Origin of the sequence: Solibaculum intestinale, assembly GCF_040096205.1 — a bacterium.
Lineage (GTDB): Bacteria > Bacillota > Clostridia > Oscillospirales > Acutalibacteraceae > Solibaculum_A > Solibaculum_A intestinale.
The window spans coordinates 76153-88117 of record NZ_JBBMFD010000007.1 but is presented as its reverse complement, the minus strand read 5'-3'; the positions used below and the strand labels follow the sequence as shown (position 1 = coordinate 88117).

The window sequence follows — 11965 nt, the reverse complement described above, 5'->3', positions numbered from 1 at the left end:
TGACCTCCCTACTCCGAACAAAAATTTCCGCGAAAACAGGCGGATACTGGATAGTAACTGGCAGTTTGCCTAAAATTATAGTTGCGATTGTCCTTATTATACCATGACACAGAGAACCCGGCAATTCTTTTTAGCCGGGTCGCAGCAGAAAGACCCGGATTCGTTTGCTTTTTACGCAGGAATGTGGTAAAGTAATGCCGAAAATCCCATGGACAGGGTACCAAAGTCTGGCTGAAAAACCTGCCGAAATGGGCACAGAGGAGAGAAAAGGCGGATGGACGAACAAGAGCTTTGCAAAAAGGCGATGGAGCTGGGCGCCACCGGCGCGGGCGTCATCTCCTTGGCGGAAGTGACGCCGGACCCTCAGTTTCGCGACCTGTGCGCCCTCAACTACTGCGGCCGGTACCAAAAAAGCTGGACCTGCCCGCCCGGCTGCGGTTCCTTGGACCAGTGCGCCGCCCGCCTGCGGGAGTATGCTAGGGCGGTGGTGGTACAGCTCATCCACCCGCTGGAAGACAGCCTGGATGTGGACGGCATGAACGAGGGCCAGCAGGCTTTTGACCGGCTGATGCGGAACATGCAAACGCTTATGATGAGAGAATGCCCCGGCGCGCTGCTGCTGGGAGCGGGATCGTGCACCTTATGCGAGGCCTGCACCTATCCCGATGCTCCCTGCCGGCATCCGCAGCTTGCCATTCCTTCGGTGGAAAGCTACGGCCTGGATGTGCAGGCGCTCACCGCGCAGGCGGGGCTTCCTTGTTCCTGGAGCGAACCGAAGGTGTACTTTTGCGGCTTAATTTGCATTAAGGAGGAGTAAGCGCGCAGGAAAAGGCGGCTTTGGTGCGCTTGTATGGCCGCAGGAACCAGCGGCATAAAGAGGAAAGAGAAAAAATCGGAAAATTTTTTTGAAAAAAGCTTGCAATTTCTGAAAGCCTGTGGTATAGTAATATGCGTCGCCTCTGATAAGAGAAACGACGCATTGGTTGGTGTTAATGACGATGAGGGTCCACCCGTTCCCATTCCGAACACGGTAGTTAAGCTCATCGGTGCCGAAGATACTTGGCTGGCGACGGCCTGGGAAAATAGGACGATGCCAACTCCATAAAAAGCCTCATCCGAAAGGATGAGGCTTTTTTTACGTTTGGCTATAAAGCGGCCTTTGCTCGATAACGCATTCGACCCCCGTCTGCGGATGAAGAGCAGGCGGGAGCTGCCCCGCGCGCAGAAGAAAACGGGCGGTATCTTGCCCGGGTTCGACGAAATCCCCTTGTACCGGGAAGAAAACCGGGTATCCTAGAAAGACAGGAGGAGAGGATTATGAAGCAAATTGCCGTGTTATTTACCGGCGGCACCATCGGCAGCCGCCGCCTGGACGAACACCGGGTCAACTTAGGAACCGCGCCCTATACCTTATTAACCCAGTATGAGGAGGAATGCCCCCAAAGCGGCGTCGCCTTCCTGACCGGCGAGCCGCTGAACCTACTCAGTGAGAACATGCACCCGGAGCACTGGATCGTTATGGACAGGGCGGTGCGCGCCCTGCCTCTGACCGCCCTGTCCGGCGTGATCCTGACCCACGGGACCGATACGCTGGCTTACTCGGCGGCGGCTCTGTCCCTTTTGTTAAGCGACCTGCCCATCCCGGTGCTGCTGGTGTCCAGCCATTACCCACTGGAGGACACGCGGCAAAACGGCCGGCGGAATTTTCGCGCCGCCGTGGATTTTGTAAAGCAAGCCGGCGTTCCCGGAGTATACGTCCCCATCTGCCAGCAGGGGGACACCGCCTATTACGAGGGCGGCGCGCTTCTTCAGGCCCAGGGCCTCACTCATGTTTTCCGCAGCGTGGACGGCCCCTTCGGCAGATGGGAGGAGGGAACGGTTCGGCTTATCCGGGCTGCAAAAGCGCCCAAAGCCCCGGTTTTCGGCCCAAATCCCCAAGCGAGCGGGGACATTCTGACCATCCTGCCCCATCCGGGTCTGAACTACCGCCGCTTCGACCTGGACCGCTGCCCACCCAAGGCTGTGCTCCACCTGCTCTACCATTCCGCGACCGCCTGCCTGGACGGGGGACGAGGCGGAGAATGCGATTCGGCTGCGTTTATCCGTGCCTGTGTCAACCGGGGCATCGACGTGTATCTGGCCCCCATCGGCAAAGACGGCGGGGTCTACCCTTCTACCAGCGTCCTTGAACAAGCCGGCGCCATACCGCTGCCGGGCCTAATCGAAGAAGCCGCCTTCACCCGCCTTTCCCTTGCCTACGGCACTTTCGAAAAGGACCGCAAAGCCGCCCGACAGGCCGTTCTTAACGCCCAATAAGCGGGAAAACCGCCCCCAAATCCATATGCACATTTCAAAGAAGCCCTCCGTATGATGTAGTACAACACATATGGAGGGCTTTTGCTGTGCAAAGGCGCGGTTTTCCCGCTTTGTCCCGGGCCGCGAGGCCGCCGGGAAGCGGCTCCTGTGGGTTGGACTTTTCCGATCATTGGAGGTGTCAATCCATTACGATGCATAACCATATAACCGAATCCTGCGCGGTCGTGGGCGGCGACATGCGCATTGCCAAAGCGGCGGGCCTGCTGGCGGAGAGCGGATTTGAGGTAAAGGTGTTTGGACTGGACAACGGCATTGAGCTGGGCAGCGCCATCAAGCGGGCCAGCAATGTGGAGGAAGCGGTGGTGGAAAGCCGGTTCGTCCTGCTGCCCATCCCCCTATCCCAGGATTCCCTGACCATTACGGCCCCCCTGTCCTGCCAGCCGGTTTACTTACACGAGCTCTTTTCCGCCGCCGGCCCCGGCCAGCTCCTGCTGGGCGGTATGGTGACCCCCGCCCTGGCCCAGAAGGCCCGGGAAAAAGGCCTGAAACTGATTGATTACTACAAGCGCGAAGAGCTCATCGTGCGAAACGCCATCCCTACCGCCGAGGGCGCCATCCAGATTGCCATGGCGGAAACCACCGTCACCCTCCACGGCGCCAAGTGCCTGCTCACCGGCTTCGGCCGGGTGTCGAGGGTGCTGGCGGCGAAACTGGCGGCGCTGGGCGCGAAGGTGACGGTGGCCTCCCGCCGGGTGAGCGACTCCGCCTGGTGCGACGTGTACGGCTACCGGCATGGGAACATCGCCTGCCTGGCCGATGCGGCGGCCAAGGCGGATGTGGTCTTCAATTCCGTCCCGGCGCTGCTGTTCGACCGGCCGGTACTCAAGAAGATGAAGCGGGATACGGTCATCGTGGACTTAGCGTCCAAACCGGGCGGCGTGGATTATCCCGCGGCGGAAGAGCTGGGGGTCAAGAGCATCCTGGCCTTGTCTCTGCCCGGCAAAGTCGCCCCCGCCACGGCGGGCGCCATCATCAAGGACGCGGTGATGAATATTTTGGAGGAGGAGACACCATGTCAAAGCTGAAAGTAGGCTTTGCGATGTGCGGGTCGTTCTGCACCTTCGCAAAAGTCATCCCACAAATGCAGGTGTTGGTGGACGCGGGCTATGAGGTGGTGCCGGTTATGTCCACCGTGTCCTATTCCACCGATACCCGCTTCGGCAAGGCCGAGGACTTCCGCGACCAGATCGAGGCCATCTGCCAGAACCCCATTGTCCACACCATCCCCCAGGCGGAGCCCTTCGGCCCGAAAAAGGTGGTGGACGCCATGATCGTCGCCCCCTGCACCGGCAATACGTTGGGAAAGCTGGCAAACGGCATCACCGACACGCCGGTGACGCTGGCGGTCAAGTCCACCCTGCGAAACGAGCGGCCGATTTTGATTGCCGTTTCCACTAACGACGCTTTGTCCGGGTCGGCGGCCAACATCGGGACGCTGTTAAACCGCAAGCATTTCTATTTTGTCCCCATGCGGCAGGACGATTTTGTCAAGAAGCCCACCTCGATTGTGGCGGACTTCACCCAGATTCTTCCCGCCTTCGAGCAGGCCCTTCTGGGCAAGCAGATTCAGCCCATCCTGGTGCGGGACGACGCGTGAAGAAAACGAAAAAGGCCCTCCGGCGGAACCGGAGGGCCTTTTTGTTTATAATTACGGATGGCATCTTGATAAGCTTGAAAACAAAAAATACTGCTTACATAGGAACTCACACCAGTATTACTGATATGGGTGGGTTCCTGTTTTTATTTTTGGATGTCATAATTAAGACGAGGTGAAAGCTTATGGTGACGTTGAATGTAGACGCATTGCTCAAGAGAGAGGGAAAAAGCCGGTATTGGCTGTTTCAGCAGCTCAATATGAGCTATCAAAGCTTTTCCCGCATGATTAACAATCAAACCCGTTCCATCAGCCGGGATAATATCGAGGCCCTCTGCCATATTTTTCACTGTACGCCTAATGAGCTCTTCACCATCTCGGATTCGCCAGTTCCGTAAGCGTTCAGGACTCTTTTTGGGTGTTCATTTCTTTTGCGCTGCCAAAAGAAACGAACCAAAGAAAAGGCAGTTCAAGGGGGAAAAAGGCGCTAGGGACGGGGACACAAATTTTTCCCCCTTGAAAATCCCCCTCTGATCGGAGGAGGGCAGAGGGAAGAAAACAAGCCTTGATGAAATATATTCACCAATCCCAGGCGACCGGCAAAGTTAGTTGTGAATCTATTTCACCAGCCCGGCTGAATGCCTAGAGGGATTCTTAAGGGAGAAAAACCTTGCCCCCGAACTTTATGCCGTTTTTCTCCCTTAAGCCGCCCTTTCTTTGGTTCGTTTCTTTCGGCGGCGCGAAAGAAATGAACACGTTATCAGGTGGGAATCGAACGGATAAGGCCGACGGCGGCAAAGCGGAAAACGGATTCTTTGCAAAACCCGGTATAAGAAAAGCTGGCAAATCCCAGGGCTGTTCTTTCTCCCTGAAACTCACTTTTCGAATGATTTTTAGAATGCCTCTTTCTTTTGCTCCGCCAAAAGAAAGAGGCGAAAGAAAGGAACACGAAATCAGGTAAGAACCGGACGGAAAAGGCCGACGACGGCAAAGCCGAGGAAGCATACGACAACGATTCCCCAATTCCCGCCTTTTCGCATTGCGCCCGAGCCCCAACGGTGCTATCATGGCAGTAGAACCGAAGGGAGGAATCGGCATGACCGGACTCGACCAATTGCACGCGCTCCTCGAACAGAGCGACAATATGGTGTTCTTTGGCGGCGCGGGCGTCTCCACCGAGAGCGGAATCCCGGATTTTCGCAGCGTGGACGGGCTTTACCACACCCATTACCGTTACCCGCCGGAGACCATCCTGAGCCACAGCTTTTTTGAAGCCCATCCCGACGAGTTTTACACCTTCTATCGGGATAAAATGCTCTGCCTTGACGCGAAGCCTAACGCCGCACACAAGGCGCTGGCCGCGCTGGAGCAAAAGGGAAAACTCAGAGCGGTCATAACCCAGAACATCGACGGCCTTCACCAGAAGGCGGGAAGCCGCAAGGTGCTCGAACTGCACGGCTCCATCTACCGAAACTATTGCACCCGCTGCCATACCTTTTACCTGCCCGAGACGGTCCGGGACAGCGCGGGCGTGCCTGTCTGCTCCTGCGGCGGGATCATCAAGCCGGACGTGGTGCTCTATGAGGAATGCCTAAACGAAGGGGTGCTGGAGGAGGCGGTGTGGCACATTTCCCGGGCGGACGTGCTGCTGGTAGGAGGGACTTCGCTGGCTGTCTATCCGGCGGCGGGGCTACTGCAGTATTATTCCGGCAAGCACCTGGTTCTCATCAACAAATCCCAAACCCCGGCCGACGACAGCGCCGACCTGCTGCTTCACGAAAGCATCGGCAAGGCGCTCGCGCCTTTTTGCAACGAATAGGAGGAAGAACCATGGAAAAACTCACCGACCTGCCCAACATCGGCGCGGTTTTGGCCCAGCGCCTTTGCCAGGTGGGGATCGACACCCCGGAAAAGCTCCGGGAAGCAGGCGTGCAGGAAACGTTTCTGCGCCTGCGGGAGAAGGACCCGGGCGCCTGCCTGCACGAGCTGAGCGCGCTCCAAGGGGCGGTGCTGGGTGTGCGCAAGCAGGATCTGCCCGACGAAGTCAAGGCCGGGCTGCGCGCCTTTTTCAAGAGCCTGTAATATACGGTTATGTTCTATCAAGTGAATACAATCGGTATAATAAGCGGAAATATATACAAAACACCCCGGCTGTGCAGCTAGCCGGGGTGTTTTGTGGTTATTCAGTCACATAGTCCTTGATTTCGTGGTAAATGCGGATGTCCGCCATCGCTACCAGCACAAGGCCGTCGGGGGTGTACTCCTCGTACTCCACCACCCCGTCCCTGCGGATGAGGGCGGCAAGGCCCGCTTTGTTGAAGGGCAAAAGGAGCTTGACCCGCCGGCGCATGGGCGGAAGGGCGGCTTCGATGGCAAAGAGCAGGGCGTCGAGCCCTTGGTGATTCAAAGCGGAGATGCGCACGGCGTTGCCCACCACCGGCAGCTCGTCGAGTCCGCCCACCTGGTCGCACTTGTTGAGCACCGGGATGACCGGCGTATCCCCGCAGCCCAGGGAATCGAGCAGGTCCCGGGTGACCTCCAGGTGCACCGCCGCCTCGGGGCTGGACGCGTCGCACACATTCAGAATCACATCGGCCAGCGCCGCTTCCTCCAGGGTGGAACGGAAGGCGTCCACCAGATGATGAGGCAAGCGGCGGACCAAGCCGACGGTGTCAATGAGGATGACCGACTGCCCGCCCGGCAGCTTGAGGGCCCGGGCGGTGGGATCCAGGGTGGCGAACAGCTTATCCTCCACCAAAACCCCTGCGTCGGTAAGGGCGTTCATCAGGGTGGACTTGCCGGCGTTGGTATACCCTACCAGCGCCACGGTGGGGGTGCCCGCCTTTTTGCGGTGGGTGCGCAGGCTTTCCCTGCGGTGCTCCACCTCGCCCAGGCGGCGCCTGAGGCTGTCGATACGGCGGCGGATGTGGCGCCGGTCGGTTTCCAGCTGGGTTTCGCCCGCGCCGCGGGTGCGTGTCCCGGCGCCGCCGCCGATGCGGGACATTTCCACGCCCCGTCCGGTCAAACGGGGGAGCATGTAGCGCAGGGTGGCCAGCTCCACCTGTAACTTTCCTTCGCTGGTGTGGGCTCGGGCGGCGAAAATGTCCAAAATCAGCATGGTCCGGTCGATGACGCGAAGGCGGGTGTCCTTTTCCAGGTTGCGCAGCTGGGTGGGGGTCAGCTCGCAGTCGAACAGGACGATCTGCGCCCCGTCCGCCTCGCACAGCTGCTTTAACTCCGCAAGCCGTCCGCTGCCGATGCAGGTGGCGGTGTCCGGCGAGGAGCGCTTCTGGATGATCCGGGAGACGGGACGAATGTCCGCGCTTTTGGCAAGCTCGGAAAGCTCGTCGAGGGAAGCGGACACGTCGTAATCCCCGCAGTCCACCGCGACCAGGACGGCGGCGGGCGGGGTGAATTCCTGAGTGGTTTCGATCATAGTGGTTCTCCTTTAAGGTTGGCCGCGGCAGACGGCGGCGGGAAAAATAACGGTGTTTTCCTTATTGTACCCGGATTGGGGCCGTTTTTCAACGAATGGGTGAAAGAGCGGACCATTTTTTGCAAAAAAACGCAACGAAAACGCTTAAAATTGCAGTTGAGAGGGGAGAGCGGGTTTGATACAATGAGGGTAACCCAATGCGAAGGAGGAACTTTCGATGATTTCGCAAAAAGACCGGGCGCTGCTGCGGGAGCTGGCAAAGCAGCAGATGGAATACGCCAACTTACCGGTGATGGCCGAGCGCAAGCAGCGCTGGTACGATTTTAATGACAACAAGCGCTCCGTGACCCCCATGGTTACCTTTGAACCTTGGACCTTTTATGACGACATTCGTCCCGCCCTTGCCTGTGAAACCGAAGAGGGACGCCGCATCGAGGAAGAAGTCCGCAAGCAGATCGTGGTCCATGAGCTCATCGGGGACGACCGGGTGGTGCCGGACTTTTTCCTGATTGAAAACCATGCCGAATTCGTCCCCTTCGGCCTGCCCTTCAACCGGCAGGAAAGCGAAGAGAGTGTGGGGTATCATGTGATTCCCGTGATCGAGGATTTGGAGGATGATTTTCATAAGTTCAAAAAATCCACCTGGACCTTTGGCACCAAGGAAGCGGATGCATGGAAAGCACAGGTGGAGGACGTGTTCGGGGATATCCTTCCCGTTCAGGTGCAGACGCCGCCGCCCTACGCGGTGCTGACCCAGTGGCTGCTGCGGTACATGTCCATGGAGACCATGATGTTCTCCATTTATGATTATCCGGAGCTGGTGCACGAAATGATGGACCGGCTCAGCAACGACTATCTGGAGTTCCTTATGGACCTGGAGAAAAACGGGATGCTCACCGTCAACAACCATAACCTTTGGCTGGGGCAGGGCACCTGGGCGTTTACCCATGAGCTGTCCGCCGAGCCCGGCAAGGTGACTTTAAAGGACACCTGGGGCTTTATGGACTCCCAGGAGACGGTGGCCATCAGCCCGGACATGTTCGCGGAATTTTTCTTCCCTTACTATCGGCGCATTGGAGAGAAGTTCGGCCGGCTCAACTACGGCTGCTGTGAGCCGGTGGACCCGGTGTGGGAAAATTGTGTCAGCAAGCTTGAGAACCTATGCAAGGTATCGGTGTCCCCCTGGGCCGACGAGGAGAAAATGGGTGAGTTTTTGCGCGGCGGCAGGGTGGTTTACCACCGTAAGCCCAGCCCCAACTTTATCGGGGCGGACGACGTGTTCGACGAGGAAGGCTTCAAAGCCCATATCTTAAAAACCATCCGTGCTGCCAAAGGCTGTCGGCTGGAATTTTCCTTCCGGGATATCTACACCCTCAAAGGAGACCTGGGGCGGCCCCGCCGGGCGATGGAGATCATCCGCAGTCTGCTCGAGAAGCATTGGGAGGAATAAAGCCCTTCTTTTGAGCCGCCGGTTTTGGATAAGTCTCCCGCCGCTGCGCGGCGATGCAAGGAAGCCCTTAGCCTGGGCCCTGAGAGTGGGAAATACGGCTGATCCTTTCGCGTATCCCACGCCAGCCCAAGAGAAGAACAAAAGGCCGGAACGTCATTGACGTTCCGGCCTTTTGCCGTTGTATCAGTCGGTAGCGCTGGGAACGACCACCTCGCCGTTGAGCGCTTTCTGGGTTTTGTTCAGGAAGGAATCGATGGCCTTGCGCTGCATGATGTAGTTGGGCGCGTTTTCCAGGCCGTTGACCTTCACGAGCACGGTGCGCGCCGTGTCGTAGTAATAGTCCACCGTGATCGGAGCGGTAGCCCCATCCGAGAAGCGGTAGGTGACCGTCATCAGCCGTTCGCCGGCCGGCTCCCGGTCTGTGATTTCGTCGGCAGACAGCTTTCCGAGGCTTTCGTACAGCTTCTTGATGCAGTCGGCGGAAACGCCGTTGCCGTTGGCCACGCCACCGGTGACGGTTTTGGAGCCGTTTTCCTCCGTGACCACCGGCTCGAACTTCGCCGTTACCTGGGAAGCGTCGATGTCAAAGGAGGAGAGAAGCTGAATGTTGATAAGCACGGGAATCGGATATAGAAGCTGGCGGTCGGTCAGCTCCATGTAGGATACGTTGTCGGCTTTGACCACATAAACCACCCGTCTGTCCGCGGTGGTGGCGTAATAATTGCCTTCGTCGTTCTTCGAGCCGATCCAGAGGCTTCCGTTATACGTCTCATCTCCCGACTGGAAGGAGAACGAAAGGGTGGAGTAGGGTTGATCGAGCCCGTACTGGGCAAGCTGCGCCGGGTCGGTAACGACAGCCTCCACGCTGGAGGCGAGAATCTTCGTAAGACCGGAGGGAAAGGCGTTGTCCACACTCACGCTGGCCCCTGCAAAGTAAGGGGAGGTGATGGCCTTGTCCACATAGCCGGCGGGATGGGTCTCCACATTCTTATAGGGGTTGCTTTCGATGACGATGGGCTGCGGATGCAGGGTGCCGCCCAGCTCCGCCTTGACAAACACCGCCTCGTCCTTTTGTTCTTCCGTCAGCCCTGCGTCAAAGATCACGTTGGAGACGAACTGGTTGACACCGTAGAAAAAGGAGTCGGTGGTTTCAGTGAGAAGATAGACCTTGGTTTCCCCAGGAATGCGGGCATACCGGCCGCCGGAGGCGGAGGCATTGCCCAGTTCAATGGAGAAGGTGCTTCCGTCGGTATAGGTAACCGAAACCTGGGCAGCTGCCGGATCTAAGCCAAAGTCAGCCGGATGGGACGGATTTTCTTCAATAAGACGCTCGGCGTAAAAGCCAGATGCGGCCACCGCCAGGTTCTCAAGCTCAGTGCTGTTGGTGGCAAGTCCGCTGAGCAGGGAGATGGTCAGGGCATCCTCCTCGCGCTGAGCGGTGAATTCCCCTTTTTCGTTCTGGACCGTCACGCTCTGTACATCGTCACTGGTCTTATCCACAAAAGTCGCCGCCAGCTCGTGCTGGGAAGCGGAGGAGGAGCTTTCCCCCCCGCCGCCTGAGCCAAACAGGAAAAGTGCTCCAGTGGCCAGAGCCAGAACGACAATGACCACACCCACGATGATTAGGGTCTTGACTTGTTTCCTCATAGATGTCTCCTTCGCAGCCAGATCACGACACCCGCGATTAAGAGAAGAAGCGGAACGGTTACCGTAAAGAGCACAATGCCGATCCAGACCGCCTGGGTATTGGTTACGCTGATGGCCGTGTCAGACACGGTGCGGGTGCTGATGGCAACATCCTGGCCTTCCCGGCCGCTGATGGAATTGTAGATTTTCATGATGATGTCGTCGTTGATGCAGGAGAAGATGGACGACGCGTTAAAGAAGTCGTTGGAACCCACCGCAACCACATTGGCGTTAAACTCCGTGGTCCCTTCGTAACGGGTGTTCTTAGACACAGTGAGCACGTCGTAGGCACGGGTCCCCGTCTCGTCCGGGTTGCCGTCGGCGTCCACGGTCTGTGCGGTGTTGGAGGTGGTGACCACCGACTCGGTGGTCACGTTTCCTTTGCTGGTAAAGAGCAGCTCAATGGGCTTGGAATTGGCCACAACCGGCGGCACCTGGCTGGAGGCAAAGGAAGAAGCGTATTCACTGGAGCCCAGATTGCCGATGGCAATGTTGGGGCTGTTGGTAAAATAGCGGTTTTGCTGGGTTTCCACCAACATTCCGTCGCCCGCCTTGATGCCCCACTCAGAGAGGAACGCATCGAAGTTGTCAAGGGGCGCGTAGGAAGCGCTGAAGGTGACCATCAGGGTGGGATTGTTGGCGTCCTTCGCCAGGAAGGCGTCAAGCACCTTTAGTTCTTCCGCCGTATAGTCGAGCTTGGGCGCCGCGATCACCACAAAGTTGGTGTCTTCGGGAATGCCGTCGGAGCCCAGGCTGATTTCGTTGGTTTCATACCCGTTGTCCGATAAGAGCTGCTTGAAGGCGGCAAGGGAAGCGGTATCTTCGTTGTGACCGGTGACAAAGGAGACCTTAGGCACGGTGTCCATAGCGCAGGAGAGGATTTTCGATACCAGCGTCAGCTCGATTTTTTCCCCGGTCACGCTTTGGGTGCCGGTGGTAGGGCTGGTCTGGATGTCGAATAGGTCGTAAACGCTGATGGTAAAGTGCCGTTTGGCCGATTCGATGATGATATGCAGCTGGGAGAGGGTCTCTTCGCTGTATTTCTGGGCAAAGGTGGGGTTGGCGTCCAGGTCGATGTATTCCACCTTGATGTGGTTGTTGGCCTTGGAAATCTCGTCGGCAATGCGGGGCAGACGGTTGAGCGGAACGCCGGTGCTCTCATCGTAGGCCTCATAGGTTTCCCGCGGAGAGAGCATGTAGATGACAACGTCCTCATCCACGTCGGCAAGATAGTTGACTGCCTCCTCGGACAGGGTGAATTTCTGGTCGCTGGTCAGGTCCACCCCCAGCGGGAACCGCTCATATAGAGTGGTGGCCAGCACGTTTAACAGCACCACCACCACGATAAAGCCCGCGGTGATGGCGGTCGCAATTCCGCCGTACCGGAAGGAACGGCTTTTTGAGAATTTCTGTTTCATAAAAG

At 57.8% G+C, this 11965-nt stretch carries 13 protein-coding genes and 1 rRNA gene; 11 read left to right on the top strand and 3 right to left on the bottom strand.

Going from position 1 to position 11965, the window contains the following annotated elements; genetic code table 11:
- The first annotated feature begins 274 nt into the window (after positions 1–274).
- The 10 genes from WMO26_RS06110 (at position 275) to WMO26_RS06065 (ending at position 6052) form a co-directional block, all read left to right on the top strand.
- Complete coding sequence (locus WMO26_RS06110; protein ID WP_349218936.1) at positions 275–817, top strand: DUF2284 domain-containing protein; 543 nt, start codon at positions 275–277, stop codon at positions 815–817.
- 165 nt (positions 818–982) lie between these two features.
- Positions 983–1099: ribosomal RNA gene (gene rrf / locus WMO26_RS06105) — 5S ribosomal RNA — on the top strand.
- Between the two features lie 42 nt (positions 1100–1141).
- Positions 1142–1297 (top strand): hypothetical protein, encoded by a 156-nt coding sequence (locus tag WMO26_RS06100; protein WP_349218935.1) that lies wholly within the window; start codon positions 1142–1144, stop codon positions 1295–1297.
- A 20-nt stretch (positions 1298–1317) separates the two neighbouring features.
- Entirely contained in the window at positions 1318–2316 is a 999-nt protein-coding gene (locus WMO26_RS06095) for an asparaginase domain-containing protein (protein ID WP_349218933.1), read from the top strand.
- Positions 2317–2507: 191 nt separating this feature from the next.
- The gene (gene dpsA, locus WMO26_RS06090; protein ID WP_349218932.1) at positions 2508–3401 is read left to right on the top strand and encodes a dipicolinate synthase subunit DpsA; all 894 of its coding nucleotides are present in this window, start codon (positions 2508–2510) and stop codon (positions 3399–3401) included.
- Positions 3389–3973, top strand: coding sequence for a dipicolinate synthase subunit B (locus WMO26_RS06085; protein ID WP_349218930.1), 585 nt, complete (start codon positions 3389–3391; stop codon positions 3971–3973). The genes dpsA and WMO26_RS06085 overlap by 13 nt, the downstream gene beginning before the upstream one ends.
- Positions 3974–4155: 182 nt before the next feature.
- Positions 4156–4368, top strand: coding sequence for a helix-turn-helix domain-containing protein (locus tag WMO26_RS06080; protein ID WP_349218928.1), 213 nt, complete (start codon positions 4156–4158; stop codon positions 4366–4368).
- A gap of 272 nt (positions 4369–4640) precedes the next feature.
- On the top strand, positions 4641–4931 hold the full coding sequence (locus tag WMO26_RS06075; protein WP_349218926.1) for a hypothetical protein: 291 nt from the start codon (positions 4641–4643) through the stop codon (positions 4929–4931).
- 135 nt (positions 4932–5066) lie between these two features.
- Entirely contained in the window at positions 5067–5789 is a 723-nt protein-coding gene (locus WMO26_RS06070; RefSeq protein WP_349218924.1) for an NAD-dependent protein deacylase, read from the top strand.
- An 11-nt stretch (positions 5790–5800) separates the two neighbouring features.
- Positions 5801–6052: a TfoX/Sxy family DNA transformation protein gene (locus WMO26_RS06065; protein WP_349218922.1), complete on the top strand. Its 252-nt coding sequence runs from the start codon at positions 5801–5803 to the stop codon at positions 6050–6052.
- Positions 6053–6149: 97 nt separating this feature from the next.
- Here WMO26_RS06065 and hflX read toward each other — a convergent pair whose 3' ends face one another.
- Positions 6150–7406 (bottom strand): GTPase HflX, encoded by a 1257-nt coding sequence (gene hflX / locus WMO26_RS06060; protein WP_349218921.1) that lies wholly within the window; start codon positions 7404–7406, stop codon positions 6150–6152.
- 217 nt (positions 7407–7623) lie between these two features.
- On the opposite strand from hflX, the gene WMO26_RS06055 reads away from it, so the two are divergent.
- Positions 7624–8856: a uroporphyrinogen decarboxylase/cobalamine-independent methonine synthase family protein gene (locus WMO26_RS06055; RefSeq protein WP_349218919.1), complete on the top strand. Its 1233-nt coding sequence runs from the start codon at positions 7624–7626 to the stop codon at positions 8854–8856.
- A 183-nt stretch (positions 8857–9039) separates the two neighbouring features.
- On the opposite strand, the gene WMO26_RS06050 is transcribed toward WMO26_RS06055, so the two are convergent.
- Both WMO26_RS06050 and WMO26_RS06045 read right to left on the bottom strand, forming a co-directional pair.
- Positions 9040–10503: a DUF4340 domain-containing protein gene (locus WMO26_RS06050; protein WP_349218917.1), complete on the bottom strand. Its 1464-nt coding sequence runs from the start codon at positions 10501–10503 to the stop codon at positions 9040–9042.
- Positions 10500–11960: a GldG family protein gene (locus WMO26_RS06045; protein WP_349218915.1), complete on the bottom strand. Its 1461-nt coding sequence runs from the start codon at positions 11958–11960 to the stop codon at positions 10500–10502. Before WMO26_RS06045 ends, WMO26_RS06050 begins: the two co-directional genes overlap by 4 nt.
- Between the last annotated feature and the right edge of the window lie 5 nt (positions 11961–11965).

Bases quoted from the DNA above. Each gene is read 5' to 3' on its own strand.
- WMO26_RS06110 (WP_349218936.1), top strand. From the start codon at position 275: ATGGACGAACAAGAGCTTTGCAAAAAGGCGATGGAGCTGGGCGCCACC.
- WMO26_RS06095 (WP_349218933.1), top strand. From the start codon at position 1,318: ATGAAGCAAATTGCCGTGTTATTTACCGGCGGCACCATCGGCAGCCGC.
- dpsA (WP_349218932.1), top strand. From the start codon at position 2,508: ATGCATAACCATATAACCGAATCCTGCGCGGTCGTGGGCGGCGACATG.
- WMO26_RS06085 (WP_349218930.1), top strand. From the start codon at position 3,389: ATGTCAAAGCTGAAAGTAGGCTTTGCGATGTGCGGGTCGTTCTGCACC.
- WMO26_RS06080 (WP_349218928.1), top strand. From the start codon at position 4,156: ATGGTGACGTTGAATGTAGACGCATTGCTCAAGAGAGAGGGAAAAAGC.
- WMO26_RS06070 (WP_349218924.1), top strand. From the start codon at position 5,067: ATGACCGGACTCGACCAATTGCACGCGCTCCTCGAACAGAGCGACAAT.
- WMO26_RS06065 (WP_349218922.1), top strand. From the start codon at position 5,801: ATGGAAAAACTCACCGACCTGCCCAACATCGGCGCGGTTTTGGCCCAG.
- hflX (WP_349218921.1), bottom strand. From the start codon at position 7,406: ATGATCGAAACCACTCAGGAATTCACCCCGCCCGCCGCCGTCCTGGTC.
- WMO26_RS06055 (WP_349218919.1), top strand. From the start codon at position 7,624: ATGATTTCGCAAAAAGACCGGGCGCTGCTGCGGGAGCTGGCAAAGCAG.
- WMO26_RS06050 (WP_349218917.1), bottom strand. From the start codon at position 10,503: ATGAGGAAACAAGTCAAGACCCTAATCATCGTGGGTGTGGTCATTGTC.
- WMO26_RS06045 (WP_349218915.1), bottom strand. From the start codon at position 11,960: ATGAAACAGAAATTCTCAAAAAGCCGTTCCTTCCGGTACGGCGGAATT.